Here is a 23,244-nt window from a genome sequence, read left to right as displayed (position 1 = left end):
GACATGTCGGGGACGAACTGTGGGCGGTGATCGAACCACTGCTGCCGAAAGTCGAACGTTGCACTCGTCATCCCGGGCGGAAGCATCATCCGGACCGGCTGGTGTTCCAGGGCATCTTGTTCGTCCTGCATACCGTGATCGCCTGGCAACACCTGCCGCAGGAACTCGGCTTCGGTTCGGGCATGTCGTGATGGCGGCGCCTGACCGAGTGGACCGAGGCCGACGTGTGGCCCTGGCTCCACGCAGTCCTCTTGGCCAGCTCCGCAGCGCGGACGCCCTGGACTTCTCCCGGGCGGCGGTCGACGGCTCTCACACCCGGGCGTTAAAAGGGGCCTCAAGACGGGACGAAGCCCTGTCGACCGAGGCAGGACGGGCAGTAAACACCACTTGATCACGAACCCCACCGGCACGCTCGCCGTCACCTTGACGGGCGGCAACCGCAACGACGTCACCCAGCTCATCCCCCTGCTCCAATCAGTGCCACCCGTCAAGGGCAATCGTGGCCGACCCCCGGCGCCGCCTCGACGTCGTGTTCGGTGACCGCGGCTACGATCACGACAGGTACCGCCGCCTCGTCCGCGCGCTCGCCGTGAAGCCACTGATTGCGCGACTAGGCACCGAACACGGCTCCGGACTCGGAACCCAACGCTGGGTTGTGGAGCGCGCCTTCGCTCATCTGCACTGGTTTCGCCGCCTGCGGATTCGCTGGGAAATCCGCGACGACATCCACGAAGCCTTTTCCTCACCCTGAGATGTGCACTCATCTGCTGGCGACACCTGCCACAGCTCGTCATCGTGCACCCGCCGGAAGGCAGCCGAACGAGCGCTCGGTAAGGTCCGAGATCGAGCCCGCCGTCGCTCCTGCGGGCAGCCATGAGGGGAGCAGTTATGCCGTTCGGTGACTTCGATGCATGGCGGCAAGAGCTGCTGGCCACGAGCGCCCTTGTCCAGGACGGCGACCTCTCCGTCTCCGACGACGAGGCAGGACGCCGCTACGACCGATACATTGCGCTTGCGGACATGGTCGACGGCACCGAAGGTCCCCACACTGTTTGCGCTCTGATCGCCTCGCTCCGCGCGGAGGAGGACTACGGCGCCCACCAAGCCGTTTACGGCGCCTTGCAGCGCTTCCCCAGCCGGGATCTTGTCAGCGGCACGGTCCTGGCAACCGCCGATCTCCTGAACATCCCGCGTGACCACAGCGGCCAGGTCCTCCAGCTTCTGACCCTGCTGGCTAGCGCCGACGACCTGGTGACTTTCACAGCCGCCTGCGATCGCCTGGATCCTGAGCTGCGGGCGGGGCTACGTGGCCTCATCGTCGACCATGAGGTCGATGAGTGGCTCGCCGATGAGCGCTCTCTCGGACGGCTCCAGCTCGCGCGCGATTGACTTCCGCACCGGCACACGGCGCCTGCCGACTTGCTGGAGAGAGGATCGAAGTCCATCGCCTCATGCTTCCCGACTGCGCCTCACCACGAGGTGCTGACCCCAAAGTGTCATTCTGTGAGGAGTTCTGAGTGCGTCACCGAGTGCGATCGTGGACGTCCGCCGGCCGTGGCGGGGACCAGCCGTGCTGGACGCCGTACGGCTCGCGGTCGTCCGTCCTGGTCGCCACCGGGGTGTCGAAGCCATGCATGAGGACCAGGCTGCGCAGGGTGCTGTAGCCGAGCAGGACGCTGCCGGCCGCCGTGAAGAACAGGCCGAACAGGTCGTCGTACCCAAGCCCGTCCCCCGTGCGCACCACATGCACCAGGCCCCAGCCGCTCAGCACGGCCAGCACCGCCCAGACAGGCCACAGCAACCGATGCGCACGCCGACGGCGCCGCACGTCGGCCGCCGACCTGAGGACGACCCGCACCCGGGCGCCGCACTGCTCACAGTGCTCGCTCCGCTCGTTGGTCCGGTCGGCGAAACGGTCCAGGCTCCTCACCTCCGCGCCGACCAGTGTCTTCGTCTGAGTGCTGTCCCCGACGCGCCGCGTGACGTACGTGTGCGTGATGCTGTACCGGAATCCGTCCGAGATCTCGCTCGCCACAGTGTCTCCCCCCTGCGCTGGTCCCGACCAAGTCTTTTCCCCGTCCGGGCCGTTCGCACCCGAAGGGCACCGGTGCGCTGCGTCTGCCACCGTGTCGGCCCCCCGCCCCGCTCGTGCGGTCCGATCGCCAGCGTCCCTGAGAGGCGACCAACGATGCATACCCACCCCAGTATTGATGCCCCGCCTGGCCGACGGGCTGCGTCACGCCCGCGTGGTCGGTGGCCCGACCTGGTCAGTAGATGGTCGCCCGGCCCGGTGTTGCGCTCGGCTGGAAGATGACGATCGGGATCTCTGCGGCGTTCGTGATGATCCATGGATGTGAGACATATGTCTGCTGGATGTAGGACATGCCTGGGTCGAGTTGCATGTAGAAGGTGCGGGAGCCCTGATAGTCGAGCCAGCAGATCCGTACGGCCTCGCTGCGCTGGTTGACGAACTCGATCTGGGTGGAGATGTCACCGTCCGTGGAACGAAGTGTCCGCTCTTCCGCCGGTGACAGCGGAAGGAGCGGAGCCCAACCTGTCCGACGCTGGACCGCTGGCGGGGGCGTCGACTGGAGGAGGTCGCCGCTGAGTGCACGGAGGGTGTCGCTCACGTGAGCCGCGGATGCGGGCCGGCCGGTGGCGTCCTTGGTCAGCAGATCCAGGACCAGCCATTCAAGCTCGGCGGGGATGTCGGGCCGGAGATCGGTGAGGCGTGGCGGGGGCTGGGTGAGGTGCTGGCGCATGAGGGCGGGAAGTGACGGGCCCGGGAAGGGGGGCCGTCCGACAAGCAGCGCGTGCAGGGTGGCGCCGAAGGAGTACAGGTCGCTGGCCGGGTCGGCGTCCTTGCCTTCGTACTGCTCGGGTGCCATGTAGGCGGGTGTGCCGAGCATGCCGCCGGGCGCGGTGAGGCCGGTGGTGGCATCCGTGAAGCGGGCGATCCCGAAGTCACAGATCTTCACCCCGCCGTCGGCCAATTCCATCAGGTTGGCCGGCTTGATGTCGCGGTGCACGACCCCCTTGCGGTGCGCGTAGTCCAAAGCGTCCGCCACCGGCGCCATCAACCGCGCCACGCTCACGACCGGCAGACCATTTGGGCTGGCCTCGATCAGCGTCTGGAAGTCAGTGCCCGCCAGCAACTCCATCACAAAGAACGGGTGCCCGTGATGTTCTCCGATGTCGTACACGACGGTAATGCCGACATGCTGCAACTGGGCGCCAGTACGCGCTTCTCGCCGTAGCCGAGCGATCAACCCGGGATCTGCGTTCACGATCTTGACCGCGACGGGGCGGTCCAGCTCCCGGTCGTGTGCCGACCACACCTCACCCATGCCGCCTTGGCCAATCCGTACCTCCAGCAGGTACTTGCCGGCCAGCAACTCCCCCTGGTGCACCGTCAACCCCTTCCTGCACCACGCGCACGATCACGCGACGCGCCCTCGGCCCACTTCTGACCAGATCGTTTCAGGAAAGACTCTCCCCCGAAGGAGCAAACGACGGAAAGTGAGCGAGGGCGGCGGGAGAGGCACACTCCCCTCACCGCAACAGCGGCGAGATGTCGGACAGCCGAGCAAGTAGCGGGCCTCGGTCGCGGGGCCAGCGAGCGCACACAGCGCATCGCTACTCCAGGTCATCAGCCAAGCGAGCACGCGCAACAGCCCGGCGAGCAACTCTCGAGACTCGAAGCGACCTTGACCGACTTCCCGCGTGACGGGCCATCAGTGTCTTCCCGGCGGCCCGCCGCCCAAGACCTCGGAGAAAGGGCCAACTGGAAGGTGGATAGTGTGCTCTGTGGTTTGCCGACACGCGGGGAGGGGCTGGGGGTTGTGAAGTACCGGATCAGCCAGTACGAACATTGGCCGCGCTTCGAAGACATCACCGACACTTACTACAGGCACGGCCGGTTCTTCTATGGTGAGGACGAGGGCGGGCGGCTGCGGGTGGGCCGGGTCGTCGCCTTCTACCGAGCCTTCAACGGTGTCATCACCCCTGCTATTGAACCCGTCGTACGGTTCCTCGATCAGCAGGGAGAGGAAGGCCTGCCGGAGTACGTATCTCTGGGCAGCCGGACTGAGAGATATTGGATAGGCCGGTCAGTCGAGGACGTGGAAAAGGCTTGGCAGGAGGCCTCGTCCACTGGAACTTGGCCGCAGCCGCACGGCAGGCAAGGGGTCCATGATGCTGATCCGTTCTCTGTCGACCCGGCGCACTACCTGCTGTACTTCGCAGCCCTGGGCGATCAGGGGGAGACGTACCTCGGCCGGGTCGTCGGGTGGGATCCTCCCAAGTTCGCTGATGAACTCCCGACGCCGATAGTCCGCCTCTATGGAACGGATGGCGAGCTCAACGAGGAAGGCAAGTACGTCGGGTTGGACCTGCCGGACAATTACCGGGTGACAGGCTCCCTCGAATCGGCCCGGGAAGGCATCGCGGACGAATGTGATCACGCAGGAGTCGAACCAGACCTTCCTGACGACCCCTGGACGCGTGCCTCCGAAGCGTGACCCGAGTCGCCGGCGATATCACAACAGTGCCTGTCAGGTGGGTTGACCGGGATCCCGGCGGCGAGGCTCAAGCACCGGCGCGCAAACGGTGAGGCAGTCGTGCGCGGCCATCAGCCGAGTGGGCCTCGCCATATGCAAGACCTGCTCGGCGAGGCCGTCGGCGACGGCTGTCCCGCGCGGACGACCGGGGCTGATCTCACCTCCGTTCTTCCTCCACCGGACACGGCCTCAAGACCTCCGGCCGCCAACCCTTTTCTCCGCGCCCCAACCCCAGGAGCTCCGCATGCGTCTCACCTCCGGCCGCCCGCACAATCCGGCGCGCCTGGCCGTCGGTGTCCTGGTCACCGGACTCCTCCTCTCGTGCTCCGCCTCGCCGTCGGGCGACACACAGTCGACGCCGGACGGCTGGCGTCTGAGCTGGTCCGACGAGTTCTCCGGAGCCGCTGGCAAGGCACCCGACCCCGACAAGTGGACCCATGACACCGGCGGAGAGCCTCAATGGGGCAACAAGGAATGGCAGTTCTACACCGACAGGCCGCAGAACGCGGCCACCGACGGCCACGGTCACCTCGTCATCACCGCACGTCGGGAGAGACTGCCGGGCATGGACGGCTGCCCTGACGGCACCTGCGACATAACGTCGGCCCGGCTGACGACGAAGGGCACGTTCTCGCAGACATACGGAAAAATCGAGGCTCGCATCAAGGTTCCCGCCGACGGCCCCTTTCTGCCCGCCTTCTGGATGATGGGCGACAACGACGACACCACTCCGTGGCCCGGGAACGGTGAAATCGACGTCATGGAGGTCGCGGGCGGTGAACCGGACACCGTGTACGGCACGATCCACGGACCCGGCTACGGCGACGAGGGCATCGGCGGCCACCACACGCTCCGGGGCGGCAGCCACTTCTCCGACGCCTTTCACACGTACGGCGTGGAATGGGACAAGGATCGCATCACCTGGTCCGTCGACGGTCACAAGTACCACACCGATTCGCGAGCGTCCCACGGTCCCGGACGGAAGTGGATCTTCGACCACGATTTCTACCTGCTGCTCAACCTCGCCGTCGGCGGCGTGTGGCCCGGCCCCGTGGCACCCTCCACCGCATTCCCTGTCCGCATGCTGACGGACTGGGTCCGCGTGTACGAACGCGCCGGACCGAGATGATCTCGCTCATCTCGCGGTGATCCCGGAAGGCGGTCACGACAACGATGTGTCGGATCGTCTCTCTGCAGTGTGCAGCGAGCTGGTCACACGGACGGTGTGTGGGTCGACGGGAAGAGGCTCAGTCGCCCCGCAAAGCTGGGGCACGGGAGCCGGGCTGGTGGCGTACGAAGTAGTCGGCAAGCTGCGGGTCGAGGGCGGGGACCTCCACCGGAGAGCCGCCAGAACGCAGCGACGTGGTTGCCGCGATGCCGGTCGCGACGGCTGCGCGGGCGGCGACGGGCGACGTCTCGGTTGCCCCGCCGTATGCGACGAAGTGCAGGAACTCGTCGACGAGGTACTGATCCGCGCCTCCGTGTGGGCCGCCGGCCGCTTCGGTCGGGGGCAGGGTCAGATCTGCCTCGGGGCGGTAGCCGGACCGCCGCCGGTTCCACACCTTGATCACCGGAGCGTCCCCCTCGACACCGTCGCCGAGGTTCTCGATCCGGCCCCCGTCGCCGATGACGGTGTAGTTGCGCCAGTAGTCGGGGGTGAAGTGACATTGCTGGTAGCTCGTGAGCACCCCGTTGTCGAGGCGAGTCAGCACCATGCTGATGTCCTCCACGTCGATGACGGGGTTGAGATCGCGCAGCGCGGACGGCGGCCAGACGCCCTCGTCGAACCAGTCCTGCACCCGCGCCGAACCCTGTGGCCGGGTACGGCGGTGCGGGTTGGCACCGTAGACGGACAGGTCCCCCAGTGCGGTCACCGTACGGGCGCAGCCGCCCGCCAGCCAATGGATCGCGTCCAGGTCGTGCGCGCCTTTCTGGAGCAACAGGCCGGTGGTCCGGGCTCGTTCGGCATGCCAGTCCTTGAAGTAGTAGTCGCCGCCGTGGCCGACGAAATGCCGGCACCACACGGCCCGCACGGTTCCGATCGCTCCCTCGTCGATGAGTCTGCGCATGGTGCGCAGCACCGGCAGATGGCGGAGGTTGTGCCCGACGTACAGGCGGGTGCCGGTGCGGGCCGCGGCGGCCAGGACCCGGTCGCAGTCGTCGAGGTCGACGGCCAGAGGCTTCTCGACGAACACAGCGACACCTGCTTCGAGGAAGTACAGGGCCGGCGCGGTGTGGATGTCGTCCGGGGTGAGGACGAAAACGGCGTCCAGACCGTCCCCGAGCATGTCCTCGTAGTGCTCGTGGACCTGGACATCGGCCCCGAAGAGCGTCCGGGCGTCGGCGCGGCCACGCTCGGACGTATCGGCGCAGGAGACCACGCGGGCCGAGCCGGGCCGCTCGGCCAGGACGGCCAGCCCGGCTCGCTGTCCTGTGCCGACGACACCGACGCGCAGTTCCGGCGCGATCGGACGATGGGTCATGGAACGCCCCTTCATCGCAGACGGGGAGACGCGGCCGACGCCTGGGCGCCGCCGGCTGGTCGGGGGAAGCCGCCGTACGGCGGCGGTCGAGGGACTTGCCGGGGAGCGGGAGCACTGTTCCGACGGAGCCCGCACGGGCGCACGGCAGACGTGCACCACGACACGCTCCAGGCTGAGTACGCAGCACGAGATCGTCGGTGACACCCATGACCATAAATGCTTGGACATGCTCAATCAACGCCCATATCAAGCATCTTCAGGCATGAATTCCGCTAGGGCCTCGTCGCCGGTGCGCCGGCCGGGGTTCGGGCACGGAGGCGAGCCCGGATGCTCAGGTCTCGCCATGCGATCGCTCTGAACGCGGTCGAGGGCGTCTGGTTGCTCTTACGACGTGGGCCGCTGGCCAATGCCGCCTTCACCGACGACGAACACCTCGAACGTCCAAGGCGGGAACCGTCGTACCATCACCGTCGTGGACGACCGGAACACCACGACCTGCCGAAACCCGGTACCTCGGTGACCAGGGCCGAATGAGCCCGCTTCTGCGGCCACTACCGGCTCCTGTGGAACGGTGCCGCGGTCGTCGCCCTCTCCGACAGCCTGCCGCCCGGCATACGTGGGGACGCATAGGCCTCGGTGAGCGCTGTGGCTCACGCCCGGGGCGTATCCACTCTGGTCGACGCGGAAAGCGACGCGCTCGCCGCCGCGATCACCGTGGCCCGGACGTCGTCAAGCCGAACGTTCACGAGCTCGCCGCGGTCAACGCCAGCAGCGAATCCGAGGCCGGTGCGGCCGCAATGAGAGCCGCGGGCACCCGGGAGGCAGTCGCACCTCGACCCCGAAAGAGTCGTCGCCCCTACCCCACCGCCCACCTCCGCCCTGGCCGGAGAGGCTCGTCGAGGCCGTGGCGCTGTCGGCCGCCACCCTGGCCGCGTCCTTCGCCGGGGACTTCGACCGCGGGGTGCACCGTGATCTGCTCGACACGGCGACAGTCCGCCGACAGTCGAACCCGCCCCGCGGAACCCCCGACTGGCGCCGTATCAGGAGGACTTCGGCAGTGCGTTGACATCCTCACGGGTGGTCGCTTTACTCCTGGGCTAACGCTGGAGCCTCGCTCCGCGTGCAGAGGCACGCCCAGCCGGTATGCAGGCTCTCGCGCCGCGAGCCCGGCCCGAGTCGCCAGGACGCCCCACGTGTCCGAGGCGGGGACGTGCCCGCTTCCTCTGGAGCTCACGGAATGAGCAACCTCAACACCGCCTCCCGCAAACTCACCGGCGCGGCCATCGGCGCTGCGGCCCTGACCGGCTCTCTGCTCGTCCAGGCGCCCTCGACGCAGGCCGCGACCGTAACCCTGCCGCCGACACACGCCGCCTTCGACTACCAGATCGGAGGCGCCTACACCCCGCCGCAGGGCGTCAAGGTCGTCACCCGTGACCACACCGCCTCCCCGGCGGCGGGCCTGTACAACATCTGCTACGTCAACGCCTTCCAGGCGCAGCCGGGCGCCGAGAAGGACTGGGCCTCGGACCTGTTGCTGCGCGACTCCGCGGGCAAGGTCGTCTACGACGAGGACTGGGGCGAGGCCCTCCTCGACGTCAGCACGGACGCCAAGCGGCAGCGCATCGCCGGCACGATCGGAGCCCAGATCGACGGCTGCCGCAGCAAGGGCTTCCAGGCTGTCGAGCCCGACAACTACGACAGCTACACCCGCTCCGGGAACCGCCTGACGGCGAACAACGCACAGGCATTCATCAAGCTGCTCTCCGCCCGCGCCCACGCGGACGGCCTGGCCATCGCCCAGAAGAACACCTCCGAGCTGGCCGGCAATCGCAAGGCCAACGGCCTCGACTTCGCCGTGGCCGAGGAGTGCGGCCAGTACGACGAGTGCGGCGACTACACCAGCGCCTTCGGCAACAACGTGATCGTGATCGAGTACACCGACTCCGGCAGGTCGAAGGCGTGCAGGGGGTGGGGCGGCACGCTGAGCATTGTCCAGCGCGACGTGGACGTCTCGCCGGCCGGCAGCAGCGGGTACGTCCGCAAGACCTGCTGATCGCTCCGCCGTAAGTGCCGCGGCGTGTCGTTGACCGTCTGCGGCACCGTTGTGGCTGGTCGCACAGTTCCGCGCGCCCCTTCAGGGCGCTGTCAAGCCGCAGTTGACGCAAGAGCGCGCGTCGGCCTGTGACGTCTCGGTGAGGCGGCACAGGCCGATGTCGCACACCCTCCCGATGCTCAATCATGCCAATTTCATCGGCGTTTCACGCAGATTCAAACACGACCGCCTCTTGACAGCCGCCCAGCTCCCTCGTTTAACTCCTGGCCAACGCCGCAGTCGAAGCACTCGGCGGCAGAGGTACGCCCAGCCGGTAGATGGCCACGCGCCAGAAGTCCGGACTGAGTCGCCAGGACCCCAGCGGGGTCCGAGGCGGGGACGTGCCCACCAGGATCTGGGGTCCAGACATGATCCTCATCGGCGCGACTCCCCCGGCCGCCACGACTCGACGGCCTCACCTGGACGCGCTTCGCGTGCTCATCAACCCAAACGGTCCCCCGAGTCGCGCGATGCCGGCGACAGCGGTACGACCGCCGTCCGTCTCGCAACGCCCGCGGCACTGAGCACGGCCCGCCCCGACGCGACGACCGACGAAGACCGGCCGCACCCCAGCCCCGCCGGAACCACCGGCCTTGGCCACGGCCGCAACGCCGTACACGGACGCACACCTTGCTCGGAAATGCGTGTCCCACAGCTCCACCCCGGAGGTACCCATGTATGCGGTCAACCGCAGCGCGCCGCCCGCACGCCGCGACGTGCTGCGCGCCGGCGCGGCTTGGGCCGGCGCGGCGGCCGCGGGCCTGTCGGCCGCCGGCTGCGCGGCGGGCGGCGACAACGGCGTCAGCGCCGACGGCACCGTGACCATCGAGATGTGGCACGGCCAGACCGACACCGGCAAGAAGGCCGTGGAATCCCTGGTCGCCGCTTTCATGCGCAGCCACCCCCGCATCCGGGTCGAGCTGGGCGGCGGAGTGCTCGCCGACTCGATGCTCCAGAAGGTGACGGCCGCCCTCGCCGCCGGCTCCTACCCGGACATCGCCTACATCTTCGGTTCCGACCTGGCCAGCGTCGCCCGTAGCCCGCAGGTCGTCGACCTCACCGACATGGTGGAACACGCCCCCGCTCCCTGGGGGGCCTACTGGGAACCGGCGCGCGCGGCCGTGACCGTCAACGGCCAGGTGCGCGCCGCGCCCGCGCTGCTGGACTCACTCGCCGTGGTCTGCAACAGGGAGCTCTTTCGGCGGGCCGGCCTGCCGCTGCCCGAACCCGGCTGGCGGTGGGACGACTTCGTCGCCACTGCCAAGGCGCTCACCGACGCCGGCGGCGGCCGCTTCGGCACCGGCTGGCCCGGCGTCGGGGACGAGGACACCGTCTGGCGCCTGTGGCCCATGATCTGGGATCTCGGCGGGGATGTCGTCGCCGACGACGGCAGACACGTCGGATTCGCCGACGCCGGGACCCGCGCCCTGGAGGTGGTGGCCGCCCTGGCCCACGACAAGAGCGTCTACGTCGACCCGAAGCCGGGCAGTGAGCAGATGTACCAGGTCTTCGCGTCCGGCCGCATGGGCATGGTCGTCACCGGTCCGTGGCAGCTGCCCGACATTCACCAAGCGAAGATCGACTACCACGTCGTGCCGCTGCCCACCTTCTCCGGCCGGCCGGTGACCATCAGCGGACCCGACACCTGGACCGTGTTCGACAACGGCGAGGCCCGCAGACGGGCCGCCAAAACCTTCGTGACCTGGCTCATGCAGCCCGCCCAGGACGTGCGCTGGGACATCGACGCAGGCAGCCTGCCACTCAGCCGCCGGACCCGCGCTCTGCCCGCCTGGCAGCACAAGGAACGCAGCACCGAGGGCCTGGGGGTGTTCACCAGGGCCCTCGACACGGCCCGGGCCCGCCCCGTACACGCCGCCTATCCGCAGATCTCGCAGGCTCTCGGACAGGCCATCGTCGCCGTGCTCCTGGGACGGAGCAGCCCCACCAAGGCACTGCGCGCCTGCACCTCCGACGCCAACGCCGCACTGCTCATCCCGCGCTGAGGAGCCCCGTCATGTCGCGACTGCCCACCCCGATCACCGTGTCCGGACCCCCGGACAGTCGGCGCGCCCTGCGCCGCAGACGAGCAGGTGAGGCCGCCATGGCCTGGACGTTCGTCTCCCCCGCCGTCCTGATCATCATCGGCCTGAGCGTGGTACCCATCATCTGGTCGCTGCTGCTGTCCTTCCAGGCCGACGACCTCGTCACCCCCAGCCGTTGGGTGGGACTGGACAACTACCGCGCCCTCGCCCAGGACCCGCACTTCAGCCAGGCTCTGCGCAACACCCTGCTGTACACCGCACTGTACGTGCCGGCAAGCATGGTGGTCGGCCTGCTCCTCGCCCTCGCCCTCAACCGGCGCATCCGCTTCGTCGGGCTCTACCGCACCCTGTACTTCGTGCCGTTCGTCGTCTCCGCGACCGCGCAGGGCGTGCTGTTCTCGTTCATCCTGGACCCCGAGTTCGGCGCCGCCAACGCCGTACTGCACCACCTCGGCATCCCGTCCCAGGGCTTCCTCACCGACCCCTCCCAGGCACTTCCCGTACTCGTCGCGATCAGCCTGTGGAGCGGTACGGGCTTCTGCCTGGTGATCTACCTCGCGGCGCTCCAGGACGTGCCGGCCTCGTTGATCGAGGCGGCCCGGCTGGACGGCGCCGACCGCCTCCAGCTCCTGCGCCACGTCACGCTGCCCGCTCTCAGACCCGTCACGGTCTTCCTGTTGCTGTGGCAGACCATCGAGTCCCTCCAGACCTTCGACCTTGTGTACGTCACCACCAAGGGCGGCCCTCTCGGCTCCACCACCGTGATCGTCTACTTCATCTGGCAGCAGGCCTTCCAGAACGCCACCGCCGGATACGGGGCCGCCTCGGCCTACGTCCTGGCCGTGGCCCTGGGCCTGATCGCCCTGATCCTCCAGCTCCTCCGCCGCCGTGTGCAGGGGGCCTCCGCATGACCACCGTCTCCGCCCCGCCCGACGCCGCGCAGGCGGCTCCCTCCGCCCCCCGCAACGACGCTCAACGACACCGCCCGCAACTGCCGTTCAGCCCCTGGCACCTCCTGCTCGCGCCGATGGCCCTGCTCTTCGCCGTCCCCCTGATCTGGCTGGCGCTCAGCTCGGTGATGAGCAACGCCGAGATCAACCGTTTCCCCCCGGCGCTGTGGCCCTCCCATCTGGACCTGGGCGGCTACCGCTACGTGCTGGGCAACGCGATGTTCCCCCGTTGGTTCGCCAACTCGTTCCTCGTCAGCCTCGTCACGGTCACCGCGAACCTCGTGCTCGGCACCCTCGGCGGCTACGCGTTCGCCCGGATGCGGTTCGCCGGCTCCCGGCTGCTGCTGGGCCTGATGCTGGCCACGATGGCGATCCCGTTCCAACTGACGATGATCCCCACGTTCCTGGTGATGAAGCAGCTCGGCCTCATCGACACCCTCGGCGCGCTGATCGTGCCGTCCCTGGTCACGCCCTTCTCGGTGTTCCTCCTGCGCCAATTCTTCCTCTCGCTGCCCCGCGAGCTGGAGGAGGCCGCCTGGATCGACGGCTGCTCACGGCTTCACGTGCTGTGGCGGATCGTGCTGCCGCTGTCCCGGCCGGCCCTCAGCACCGTGGCCGTCCTGACGTTTCTCAGCACCTGGAACGACCTGACCTGGCCCCTGATCGCCATCAACCACGACACCCAGTACACGCTCCAGCTCGGCCTCACGACCTTCCAGGGACAGCACCACACCCAGTGGGCCGCCGTGATGGCCGGAAACGTCATCACCGTCGTGCCGGTCCTGCTCGCCTTCCTCGGCGCGCAGAAGGCGTTCATCCAGTCCATCACCTCCACCGGTCTCAAGGGCTGACCCGTTCGCCCCCCGACACACCCCTCAGGCAGGAACAGCTCAATGCCGTACTCATTCGACCTGCTGGTCATCGGTGACGCCAACCCCGACGTCGTCGTCGGCCCGCTCGACGGCCCGCTCGCCTTCGGCCAGCGCGAACAGCTGGTGCCCACCGGCACCCTCACCGTCGGCGGGTCCGGCGCGATCGTCGCCTGCGGGGCGGCGCGCCTCGGTCTCAGGGTCGCCTTCGCCGGCCGAGTGGGCGACGACGACGCGGGCCGCTACATGCGCGACCGGCTCGTCGCCCACGGCGTCGACACCGAGGCGCTGCGGCTCGACCCCAGCCGGCCCACCCCCATGACGGTCGTGCTCACCCGCGGGGACGACCGGGCCATCGTCACCGCCCCGGGCACCCTGGCCGCGACCACGGCCGACGATGTGCCCGCGACGCTGCTGGGGGCCGCGCGGCACGTGCACTCGGCCTCCTACTTCCTGATGCCACAGCTCGCCGTCGCCCTGCCCGAACTCCTGCGCACCGCACGCCGGCACGGCGCCACCACCTCCCTTGACACCAACGACGACCCGGCGGGCCGCTGGGAGCCCTCGGGTCTGGACGCGGTCCTGGCCCACACCGACTTCCTGCTGCCGAACGCCGCCGAAGCCCGGCGCCTGGCCCGCCTCGGCACCGACGATCCCGCCGAGGCCGCCGCACGGCTCGCCCGCCGGGGCCCGGTCACCGCGGTCAAGAACGGCGCCGACGGCGCGCTGTGCCACGACGGCGAACGGCTCTTCAGCACCCGGGGAATACGGGTCCAGCCCGTCGACGCGGTCGGTGCCGGGGACAGCTTCGACGCGGGATTCATCGCCGCCCTGCTCGACGAGAGGCCCCTGCCGGAAGCCCTCCGCTTCGCCGCGGTCTGCGGAGCCCTGTCCACCCGTGCTCACGGCGGCACCACCGCACAGCCCACGCGGGACGAAGTCCTCGCCCGCCTTTCCGAGACCGAGGAAACCCTGGTATGACCACCCCCAAGATCGCTTTCATCGGCGCAGGCAGCGTCGTCTTCACCCAGGGACTGCTCGCCGACCTCCTCGCGTTCCCCGAACTGAAGTCGGCGCACATCGCGTTGCACGACATCGACACCGAGCGTCTGGCCACCGCGCACGCCGCCGCCGCCCGGATCGCAGACACCCTCGGCGCCCGTCCCACGGTCACCGCGGACACCGACCGCCGCAAGGCTCTGGCGGACGCCGACTTCGTCATCAACATCGTGCAGATCGGCATGGGCGAGGCCACCCGCACCGACTTCGAGGTACCGGCTCGCTACGGCCTACGGCAGACCATCGGCGACACCCTCGGCATTGGAGGCATCTTCCGAGCCCTGCGCACCTTCCCGTTCCTCAGGGAACTGGGGCAGGACATCGCCGAGGTATGCCCGCAGGCCTGGCTGCTGAACTACACCAACCCCATGGCCATGAACGTCCAGTACCTGACGCAGGCCACCGGCCTGACCCGGGTGGTGGGACTGTGCCATTCGGTGTACTGGACGATGCGCGACCTAGCCGATCTGGTCAAGGTCCCCTACGAGGAGATCAGTTACCACGCCGCGGGTGTCAACCACCAGGCGTGGGTACTGCGCTTCGAGCACCAGGGCCGGAGCCTCTACCCCCTCCTCGACGAACTGATCGCCTCCGAGGCCCAGTTGCGCCGCAGGGTTCGGGTCGACATGTACCGTCGGCTCGGCTACTACCCGACCGAGACCAGCGAGCACTCCTCCGAATACGTTCCGTGGTACCTGCACCACAGCAGCGAGGTCGAACGGCTACGGCTGCCGATCGGCGAGTACCTCAAGATCGTCGACGAGAACGTCGCCACCTACGAGAAGACCCGCGACGCGCTGGTCGCCGGGACACCGCTCGCCGTCGAGGGGACGATGGAGTACGCGCCCCAGATCATCCACAGCATGGTCACCGGCACCCCTCGCACGGTCTACGGCAATGTCCCCAACCGGGCGTTGATCGACAACCTGCCCGCGCACGGCGTCGTCGAGGTGCCCTGCCTTGTGGACTCGCTGGGCGTCCAGCCGACCCGGGTCGGCTCCCTCCCGCCCCAGCTGGCGGCGCTCAACCGCACCTACCTGAGCGCGAACGACCTGGTGGTGCGGGCGGCGATCGAGGATGAACCGCGGCACATCAGGCACGCCGCGATGACCGACCCCGCCACGGCCGCGGCCCTGCCGGTCGAGGACATCTGGCGCCTGTGCGACGACATGGTCACCGCCCACGGCGACCTCCTCCAGCCCGCACTGCGCATCCGCCTGGGATCGTGAGCGCCCCGGTCGGCAGGCCGCCCGCGACCCACCGACCGGACCACATTCAGGGAGAACTGACGTCACTACGGGCCGACGTGGTGCAGCAGTGAATGCAGAAGCCCCTTCATCCCGTCCTGGGAGACGAACTGCAAGGTCGGGTCCGGGGCGTCCGGATCCTGCGCCCACCACCGGGGCAACTCGACGTCGAGCAGGTTGTCGGCGTACCAACGACCAAAATCCTCGCCGTCGAGCAGAAGAGTGGCCCAGGGCAGCAGACGATAGCCGCGCGAGGTTTCCCCCTCTGGATGCGCGGGCCGGCTCGGACGCCGGAGACTGTCTTGCAGGTCGAGGAGACGTTGTTGCTCGGCGGCACCGGTCTTGCTGATATGAGTCTTCCCGAGCGACCACGTGCCCAGCAGGGCCGCTGCCATGCACAGCAGGACAGCCGAGGAAGTATTGCCCCTCCACATCAGGAACGCGCCGGACAGTACGGCAATCGCCATGCTGAACAGCACGTAATACGGTCGGGCCAGGTAGCCGTGCTCACGGGCAGCGTCGGTAACGCCCTTCTGAATCTGCGCGAGGCTGATCCTGGTACCGCGAAGGGAGGCCGACGGACCGGGTTCGCGCCGCAGCCACAGTTCACCTTCCCTGCCAAGGATCGCCTCCAGCAGGGCAGCCCGGTCCGGGGGAAGCCCGGCCGCGGACCGGGTGCCGGGAAGTATCACGTATCCGTCTTCGTCCGCCTTCGCCCGCAGATAGCCGTCCTCGGCCAGCGCCAGAGTTTCGCTCATCACGGCCTGCGTCGGATTCTTGCGCCCGACCAGCCAGCTGCCGACCAAACAGCTCGACTCAGGCATCCGCGCCTCCGTGCCTGCATCATCTTTCACACGCCCCCCTAAGATCGCACCGACGCTGGGACGGTACCGAAACGCCACTGAACGCGACACGGAACGCTCAAAGACGGTCAGTACCTGGACGAGCTCAACCCCCTGGACCTCGACGAGTTCCGCGTTTTCCAGGTTCCCCTCGGTGCCTCAGGTGGCTTGCGCGAAACTCCTCTTCGCCTGTATCCGTGCGCCGGAAGCGGCTCCCCGCCGTCCGGCGCACGGACCTGAGGGTTCGTCACCGCCAGATGGACTTCAGCTGCCACGCCTGCATGTGGTCGAGGGTGGCGGCGCCGCCTTCGGCGAAGGCGCCGACACCCGTGCTGGACGGGTCGGGGAAGATCTGGTCGGTGAGGGTCACCTGTTCGCCGCGCGTGTTCTGGGCGTAGACCTCGACGGAGGAGGCGTCGACGAGGATGTGCAGGCTCAGCCGGCCGCCGTGGAGATCGAGCGGAGCTCGCTGGACGCCGGTGAAGGCCGGGTCGAAGTCGGTGTCACCGGAGGCGGAGCGGTCGATGTAGACCTCGCCGGTGGCGGTGTCGTAGCCGATGCGGGTGCGCTGCCCGGTGCCGGTGCGGACGTCCAGGCCGGAGCGGTCGGCGGTGCCCGGGGTGAGGTCGGCCTGAACCTCCAGGGTGCTGCCGTGCACCGAGAGCGGGGTCGTGGTGTTCGTGACGCGGGTGCTGGGCACCCGGGTGCGGGCTCCGCGCAGGGTGGCCAGTTCACCGACCGGCTGCTGGATCAGCTGGACCTTGCCGTTCACGGTCTTCAGGGAGAGCTGGCGGGGAAATGTGTCGGCGCTGCGCCACGGGGAGGTGGGGATGGCCTGGCCGTAGTTCCAGTTGTTCATCCAGGCGGTCATGACGCGGCGGCCGCCGGGTGCGTCGGTCCAGGTGTTGGCGGCGTAGAAGTCGGCGCCGTGGTCGAGCCAGTGGGCGCGCTGGGTGGCGTTCAGGGCGGGCTTGTCGGCGGTGGTGAACTCGTCGGCGAGGACGTGTCCCCAGCCGCCGGGGTTGGCGTCCACGATCTGGACTCGGACCTTCTTGCCCTTGTAGGCGGTGGTGTTGAAGGAGGCCCAGTCGAGGTTCTCGGAGTCGGCGCCGGTGGCACTCTGGACGACCTTGCCGTCGACCAGCAGGTTGACACCGGTCTCGATGGAGGGGCGCTTCGCCTGGGTGTCGGAGAGGACGACCTGGTCGAGGTTGAGGTGGCCCCAGCCGCCCGTGCTGTCGTCCACGACCTTGATCTGGGCCTGCTTGCCCTGCAGGTCGGACAGGTCCCACGACGCCCAGTTCAGGGCTTCGCCGTTGGATCCGGTGGCGGAGCGCACCACCTTGCCGTCCACGACGAGCTCCACCGCGGTGGGGGCGTCGGAGCCGGCCGGGTGGTAGCCGCCGCCGATGAGGAAGTCCAGGTACTTCTTGTCGATGGTGAAGGCCGGTGAGGTGAGGGTGCCGGTAGAGGCGTCGCCGTTCAGGAAGCTGTTGACCAGGCCGTTGCCGAGGTAGCCGGAGACCTGCTGCTGGTCTCCGATGGCGCCGTGGGCCGGTCCGGTGCCGAAGGCGTCGCCGGTGGCGGTCCAGTCGCCGATGGGGCTGGTGTAGGTGATGCCCTCGAAGTCGGCGAGGGTTTCGCCGGTGGGTGCCGGCTCGTCGCCCAGGACGGCGTCGGGGTCGTACGGGTGGTTGCCGCCGCCGACCTTGAAGTTGATGTAGTTTCCGGTCACCGTGAACTCGGGCGAGGTCAGGGTGCCGGTGGAGGCGTCGCCGCCGTGGAAGCTGTTGGCGAAGGCCTTGCCCTCGAAGCCGGTGACGGTCTGCTGGCCGTCCACCGCCCCGGTCGCCGGCGCGCTGCCGAACGCGCTGCCGGTGGCCTTCCAGTCGCCGAACGAGTCGGACTCGAAGTCCTGCATGACGGTGCCGCTCGGCGGGGTGTAGGTGGTGCCGGTGTCGTCGGCGGTGAACTTCTTGCCGTTGAAGTCGCCGACGAAGTACTGGGCGCCGGAGCCGCCCGCGATGCCGCCGGGGTTGAGGTTGACCGCAAGGACCCACTTGGTCTTCTTCGAGTTGCCGTCGACCGGGAGCGGGAACAGGTCCGGGCACTCCCACACCCCGCCGGTGGCGCCGGCCGGGCCGAAGTCGCTCTGGTGGGTCCAGTGTTTGAGGTCGGCCGAGCTGTAGAAGGAGATCTTGCGCTGGTCGGCCAGGGAGACTGCCATCAGCCAGCGCTGAGTGGGGGCGTACCAGAAGACCTTGGGATCGCGGAAGTTGTTCGAGCCGATGTCGAGCACCGGGTTGTCGTCGTACTTGATCCAGGTGGCGCCGGCGTCGGTGCTGTAGGCAAGGGCCTGCTGCTGCTTGCCGGAGGCCTTCTGTGCGCTGGTGTAGACGGCGACGAGCGGAGGGTTCTTCTTGGTCCCGAAGCCGGTGGTGTTGTTCCTGTCCAGCACCACGCTGCCGGAGAAGATCATCTCCTGGTCGTCCTGGGGGATGGCCAGCGGGAGCTGCTTCCAGTGCACCAGGTCGGTGCTGACCGCGTGACCCCAGGACATGTTGCCCCAGGTGTTGCCGTCCGGGTTGTACTGGAAGAACAGGTGGTACCGGCCCTTGTAGTAGATGAGGCCGTTGGGGTCGTTCATCCAGTTCTGAGCCGGAGTGAAGTGGAACTGGGGGCGGTACTGCTCGTGGTAGGGCGTGTCGGCCATGGCGGGAGAGGCGGCGACCAGGCCGAGCCCGGACAGGACGGCCAGTGCGGCCACGAGTCTGCGGCGCGGACGAATGGTTCTGGACATGGTGCTCCTTGCGGGCGGGCTTCGGCTCAGCCGTAGGGGACTGACGCGTGACGAGTAACGCTTGACGCGTGTCGGGTGCGGGTACGGGCGGCGGCTCCGCCGTGGCCTCGTCCAAGGCAACGAGCGAGCCCGGCTGTGGGGGCAGCGCGGCACCGGCAGCTCCCGCAAGGGCTGGAAACGTTTCGCCGAACGTAAGGGCACCACGTCGCCGAAGTCCAGACCCTGTGCAAGAAAACTCCTGAATGGGAGGATCGAGACGGTTCCATTGATCCCCGGGAGAAAACGTTGTCCAGCGAGCACAACGACAGTGGTCGGCGATCGACCATGCGCGACGTCGCGACCATGGCCGGGGTGGGGATCGCCACCGTCTCGCGGGTCGTCAACGGCAAGCCCGTCACCCCTGACCTGGCGGAACGGGTGACGCGGGCCGCCGAACAGCTCGGCTACCGCCAGGATCTGACGGCCAGCAGCCTGCGCCGGGCCGACCGCCGCACCCACACCCTCGGCCTGGTCCTGGAAGACGCGGCCAACCCCTTCTCCGCCGCGCTGCACCGCGCAGTGGAGGACGCCGCCGCCGAGCACGGCATGCTGGTCCTGGCCGGGTCGACCGACGAGGACCCGGTCCGGGAACGCGGCCTGCTGAAGACCTTCACCGCCCGCCGGGTGGACGGCCTCATCGTGGTGCCCACCGGCCAGAACGACACCGACCTCGAGGCGGCCCGCCGCGCCGGCACACCTGTCGTCTGCGTGGACCGCCGCACCACAGCACCGCAGGTGGACACCGTGACGGTGGACAACCGCGCGGGCGTGCGGGCGGCGGTGCAAAGGCTGCACGAGGCAGGTCACCGGCGCATCGCCTTCCTCGGTGACCTCCGCTCGATCTGGACCGCCCAAGAGCGCTACACCGGATTCGTGGAGGGGCTCGCCGCGGTGGGTTGCGTCCTGCATCCCTCTCTCGTGAGGCGTGGCCTGCACGGTACGGAGGCCGCCCAGGCCGCCACACACGACCTCCTGGCCCTCGCTCACGCGCCCACCGCACTCATCTCCGGGCAGAACCTCCTGACCATCGGGGCCCGCAGGACTCTGCAGGAGCTTCAGCTGCAGCGCCGCGTGTCGCTGATCGGTTTCGACGACCTGTCCCTTGCCGACCTGCTCGAACCCGGCATCTCCGTGATCGCCCAGGATCACGCCGCGATCGGCAAGGAGGCCGCCGGCCTGCTGTTCGAGCGACTTGAGGGCGAGGGCGGCCCCGCCCGTCACCGCGTGCTGCCCACCCGCTACCTCGCCCGCGGTTCCGGCGAACTCGCCGCTCCCGAGGACGGCTGACGACTTCCCCGTGAACGAGTTGTTTCCGGTGTGTTGACGGGGCGAGCTTCTCGGTGCTTCACTGCCGGAACCGGTACCGAAACCGGTTCCGGCACCGATCCCGGTACCGGTTCCACCGATCTCTGTAGGATCGGCCCTTCGGTGCGGGAGAACATCTTCCGCCTCTGCGAGGAGTGAGAGGAGGTGGCATGGGAGTCACCATCGCCGACGTGGCCTCACGGGCCGGCGTCAGCAAGACGACGGTCTCGCGAGTGCTGAACGGCAAAGGCGAGATCAACGAGAACACCGTCCTGAAGGTCCGGAAGGCGATATCGGAGCTCGGCTATGTGCCGAGCGCCGGAGCAGTCGGGCTCGCACGCGGCACGACGCAGATGATCGGCATGTTGGTCCCTGACCTGGCCTGGGCCTGGTCCGGCATCGTGCAGGCGGTCGTCGAAACGCTGGAGGCCGAGGGTTTCGGGCTGCGCATGCTGACCTGGAACCGCGGTGAGGAGTCACTGCGCAGGCTCGGTCTGCAGGTCGCCGCCAAGTCGTTCGACGGTCTGCTGGTGATAGAGCCCGAGGGCGCCATGGGCTACATCACGGAACTGCACGAAGCGGGGCTGCCGGTCGTACTGATCGACGACCGCTTCCAGCGGCCGGGATTCCCCTACGTGGCCACCACCAACCGGGAGGGGGGTGAGCAGGCGGCGCGCCACCTGCTGGACGTCGGCCGCCGTCGTCCTCTGGTCGTGACCGGCCCCGATGCGTTCGGGTGCACCCGGGAACGACTGGGCGGCTTCGTGGATGTCTTCGCGGAAGCCGGGATCGAGATCGACCAACACCGCATCATCTGCGGCGACTTCCAGTTCGAACGCTGCCGGAGCGCGATCGCAGGCGCTCTCGCCGACGGCCTGGAGTTCGACTCGGTCTTCGCACACAACGACCCCTCGGCGGCCGGTGTGCTCACCGCCCTGCACGAGGCCGGTCTTTGGGTTCCGCAGGATGTCGCCGTGGTGGGGTTCGACGATGTCGAGATGGCGTCGTACACCTATCCGGCACTCACCACCATCCGCCAGCCGATGCGGGAGATGGGTGCGGCGGCGGCGCGTCTGCTGCTGGACCATGTGCGCGGATCGCCGGAGGCAGCCCCCTCGTGCGTCATTCCCACCAGCCTCGTGATCCGTGGCTCGACGTTACAGCCGGGCTCGAACTGACGCCGCGTTCTCGCGATGCGCCCGGCGTGAGCCTTTCATCGAACCGTCCGTCTCCGCCGATCCTGCCCTGCCCCGCAGGCGGAGACGGACTCCATCCAGCCGTGGAATCGACCCTACCGGCGCTCAGCCAGGCCGGTAGGTCGCCCAGCCCTGCCTGAAGCCGCTCCACGCAGCGGCCCCGACCGGCCTGTTCGCCATCCGGTCTGCCCCACCACCCTCACCCTTCACGCGGAACCGTGTTCACGCGTCACCGCCGAGGTGCTGTTTCCCTCGATGTCTTCTCGGTCCGGCACACCGATCGGTAAGCCCGGCACAGCCGCCACCGGCTTCGCCCCGGACCTTCCAGCGGCGACGTGCGGATGGCCGTCGCCACCGCTCGGGCGCCCGCCCGTTCCCAGCCTTGGCCCCCTGGCCCCCGCGCCTGTATCACCTCAACGGCAAGGAGTTGCACCCATGCGTACGACCCGCCCCACCGCCAGAACCCTGCAGATAGCCTGCGCCACCGTCACGGCAGCCCTGGTGGCCACCGGCTGCGGCCGGAGCGCCGACTCCGGACCCGGCAAGGACGCACCCGCGAAGATCGGCAGCGGCAAGGCCACGGGCAAGGTCGTCATGTGGTCCATGGGCGATCCCGACAAGTCCCTCCAGAGCCTGGCCAAGAAGTTCGAGCAGCAGAACCCCGGCGTGAATGTCCAGATCACCCCGGTGCCCTGGGCCTCCGCCCACGACAAGCTGACCACCGCCATCGCCGGCGGCAACACACCCGACATGTCGGTGATCGGCACCACCTGGATGGCCGAGATGGCCGGTATGAACGGCTTCCAGGCCACCCCGACGTCGATCAAGTCGTCGGACTTCTACCCGGGTCAGTGGGACACCACGAAGTACAAGGACACCTCCTACGGCGTCCCGTTCATCGCAGACACCCAAGCGGTCTACTACCGCAGCGACCTCACGGCGAAGGCCGGTATCAAGGGCGCCCCGGCAAGTGACTGGGCCGGTTACCTGAAGGATCTGAAGGCCATCCAGGCCACCGCGGGCAAGCAGAACGCGAAGCTGCGCTACGCCAGCGGGCTGTCGATCGGCTTCAACTCCTGGATCTTCCTGCTGCCGCTGGTCTGGCAACAGGGCGGGGACATCTACGACCCGAGCACCAAGAAGTTCACCTTCGACTCGCCGGCGGTCGCCAAGGCGCTGGAGTACTACGCGAGCGTCCCGAAGGAGGGCTTGGCGCCGACCGACAAGACGGACAGCCTGCAGGCTTTCCAGGACGGACAGATCGCCGTCTACAAGGACGGCGCGTGGGTCAGCGGCAGCCTCCGCAAAGACGCCGCGAAGCTGGACAGCAAGTGGAAGACCATGCCGCTGCCGAAGGGCAAGCAGGCGGCCGGGTTCGCCGGCGGCAGCGACCTGGCGGTGTTCAAGGACGCCAAGAACTCCGACGCGGCCTGGAAGTTCGCCGAGTTCCTCACCGAACCGGCCAACCTCGCCGCCTACGCGAAGGCAACGGGCTCACTTCCCGCCACGCCGGGGGCGTGGGACGAAGCAAAGCTGAGCGACGACGAGGCGATGCAGGCGTTCGCCGAGCAGCTCAAGGTCAGCAAGGCGCCGCCCGCCATCACCACCTGGCAGCAGGTCGCCGACGCCATCGACTCCGAACTGGAGAAGTTGAGCCTCGGCAAGGCCACCGTCGCCCAGGCGCAGAAGGACCTGCAGTCCAAGGCCACCAGCATCGGCACAGGCCGCTGATCGGCCGCCACGTGAGCAACCCTCGTACGG

16 protein-coding genes and 2 pseudogenes are annotated in these 23,244 nt (G+C 68.5%); 13 read left to right on the top strand and 5 right to left on the bottom strand.

Annotated elements, in window-relative coordinates; all coding sequences use genetic code 11:
* The first annotated feature begins 17 nt into the window (after positions 1-17).
* Together ACIGDI_RS27975 and ACIGDI_RS27970 are read left to right on the top strand one after the other, a co-directional pair.
* A pseudogene (locus ACIGDI_RS27975) lies at positions 18-834 on the top strand (IS5 family transposase).
* Between the two features lie 54 nt (positions 835-888).
* Entirely contained in the window at positions 889-1,389 is a 501-nt protein-coding gene (locus tag ACIGDI_RS27970) for a hypothetical protein (RefSeq protein WP_399901994.1), read from the top strand.
* A gap of 133 nt (positions 1,390-1,522) precedes the next feature.
* Here ACIGDI_RS27970 and ACIGDI_RS27965 read toward each other — a convergent pair whose 3' ends face one another.
* Together ACIGDI_RS27965 and ACIGDI_RS27960 are read right to left on the bottom strand one after the other, a co-directional pair.
* Positions 1,523-2,035, bottom strand: a complete 513-nt coding sequence (locus ACIGDI_RS27965) for a hypothetical protein (protein WP_399901991.1) — start codon at positions 2,033-2,035, stop codon at positions 1,523-1,525.
* Positions 2,036-2,267: 232 nt separating this feature from the next.
* Positions 2,268-3,410 (bottom strand): protein kinase, encoded by a 1,143-nt coding sequence (locus ACIGDI_RS27960; RefSeq protein WP_399901988.1) that lies wholly within the window; start codon positions 3,408-3,410, stop codon positions 2,268-2,270.
* A 432-nt stretch (positions 3,411-3,842) separates the two neighbouring features.
* On the opposite strand from ACIGDI_RS27960, the gene ACIGDI_RS27955 reads away from it, so the two are divergent.
* Together ACIGDI_RS27955 and ACIGDI_RS27950 are read left to right on the top strand one after the other, a co-directional pair.
* Complete coding sequence (locus ACIGDI_RS27955) at positions 3,843-4,520, top strand: hypothetical protein (RefSeq protein WP_399901985.1); 678 nt, start codon at positions 3,843-3,845, stop codon at positions 4,518-4,520.
* 283 nt (positions 4,521-4,803) lie between these two features.
* Positions 4,804-5,598 (top strand): annotated as a pseudogene (locus ACIGDI_RS27950) (family 16 glycosylhydrolase); the annotation flags it as partial.
* Positions 5,599-5,806: 208 nt separating this feature from the next.
* Here ACIGDI_RS27950 and ACIGDI_RS27945 read toward each other — a convergent pair.
* Positions 5,807-7,042, bottom strand: a complete 1,236-nt coding sequence (locus ACIGDI_RS27945; RefSeq protein ID WP_399901983.1) for a Gfo/Idh/MocA family protein — start codon at positions 7,040-7,042, stop codon at positions 5,807-5,809.
* A gap of 1,237 nt (positions 7,043-8,279) precedes the next feature.
* On the opposite strand from ACIGDI_RS27945, the gene ACIGDI_RS27940 reads away from it, so the two are divergent.
* The 6 genes from ACIGDI_RS27940 (at position 8,280) to ACIGDI_RS27915 (ending at position 15,283) form a co-directional block, all read left to right on the top strand.
* On the top strand, positions 8,280-9,095 hold the full coding sequence (locus tag ACIGDI_RS27940) for an endo alpha-1,4 polygalactosaminidase (protein WP_399901980.1): 816 nt from the start codon (positions 8,280-8,282) through the stop codon (positions 9,093-9,095).
* A gap of 713 nt (positions 9,096-9,808) precedes the next feature.
* Positions 9,809-11,137 carry an ABC transporter substrate-binding protein gene (locus tag ACIGDI_RS27935; protein WP_399901977.1) on the top strand — a complete coding sequence of 443 codons (1,329 nt, stop codon included), beginning with the start codon at positions 9,809-9,811 and terminating at the stop codon, positions 11,135-11,137.
* Positions 11,138-11,148: 11 nt separating this feature from the next.
* Positions 11,149-12,087, top strand: a complete 939-nt coding sequence (locus ACIGDI_RS27930) for a carbohydrate ABC transporter permease (protein ID WP_399901974.1) — start codon at positions 11,149-11,151, stop codon at positions 12,085-12,087.
* Positions 12,084-12,977: a carbohydrate ABC transporter permease gene (locus ACIGDI_RS27925; protein WP_399901972.1), complete on the top strand. Its 894-nt coding sequence runs from the start codon at positions 12,084-12,086 to the stop codon at positions 12,975-12,977. The genes ACIGDI_RS27930 and ACIGDI_RS27925 overlap by 4 nt, the downstream gene beginning before the upstream one ends.
* A gap of 42 nt (positions 12,978-13,019) precedes the next feature.
* Positions 13,020-13,976 carry a carbohydrate kinase family protein gene (locus ACIGDI_RS27920; RefSeq protein ID WP_399901970.1) on the top strand — a complete coding sequence of 319 codons (957 nt, stop codon included), beginning with the start codon at positions 13,020-13,022 and terminating at the stop codon, positions 13,974-13,976.
* Positions 13,973-15,283, top strand: coding sequence for an alpha-glucosidase/alpha-galactosidase (locus ACIGDI_RS27915; protein WP_399901968.1), 1,311 nt, complete (start codon positions 13,973-13,975; stop codon positions 15,281-15,283). The genes ACIGDI_RS27920 and ACIGDI_RS27915 overlap by 4 nt, the downstream gene beginning before the upstream one ends.
* Before the next feature lie 65 nt (positions 15,284-15,348).
* Here the strand turns inward: ACIGDI_RS27915 and ACIGDI_RS27910 are convergent, their stop codons facing one another.
* Complete coding sequence (locus tag ACIGDI_RS27910) at positions 15,349-16,125, bottom strand: hypothetical protein (protein ID WP_399901966.1); 777 nt, start codon at positions 16,123-16,125, stop codon at positions 15,349-15,351.
* 265 nt (positions 16,126-16,390) lie between these two features.
* A complete protein-coding gene (locus ACIGDI_RS27905; RefSeq protein ID WP_399901963.1) occupies positions 16,391-18,943 on the bottom strand; it encodes a GH32 C-terminal domain-containing protein in 2,553 nt (850 codons plus the stop codon).
* Between the two features lie 324 nt (positions 18,944-19,267).
* On the opposite strand from ACIGDI_RS27905, the gene ACIGDI_RS27900 reads away from it, so the two are divergent.
* The 3 genes from ACIGDI_RS27900 to ACIGDI_RS27890 all read left to right on the top strand — a co-directional run bounded on the left by ACIGDI_RS27900 (position 19,268) and on the right by ACIGDI_RS27890 (position 23,214).
* Positions 19,268-20,269: a LacI family DNA-binding transcriptional regulator gene (locus tag ACIGDI_RS27900; RefSeq protein WP_399901960.1), complete on the top strand. Its 1,002-nt coding sequence runs from the start codon at positions 19,268-19,270 to the stop codon at positions 20,267-20,269.
* Positions 20,270-20,457: 188 nt separating this feature from the next.
* Positions 20,458-21,465, top strand: coding sequence for a LacI family DNA-binding transcriptional regulator (locus ACIGDI_RS27895; RefSeq protein ID WP_399901957.1), 1,008 nt, complete (start codon positions 20,458-20,460; stop codon positions 21,463-21,465).
* A gap of 453 nt (positions 21,466-21,918) precedes the next feature.
* Positions 21,919-23,214: an extracellular solute-binding protein gene (locus ACIGDI_RS27890; RefSeq protein ID WP_399901954.1), complete on the top strand. Its 1,296-nt coding sequence runs from the start codon at positions 21,919-21,921 to the stop codon at positions 23,212-23,214.
* Positions 23,215-23,244 lie beyond the last annotated feature (30 nt).

Source organism: Streptomyces sp. NPDC085900 (genome assembly GCF_044540925.1).
GTDB classification, from domain to species: domain Bacteria; phylum Actinomycetota; class Actinomycetes; order Streptomycetales; family Streptomycetaceae; genus Streptomyces; species Streptomyces gilvifuscus.
Note: the sequence above shows the minus strand (reverse complement) of the source record. Positions and strands in the feature narration are given on the sequence as shown.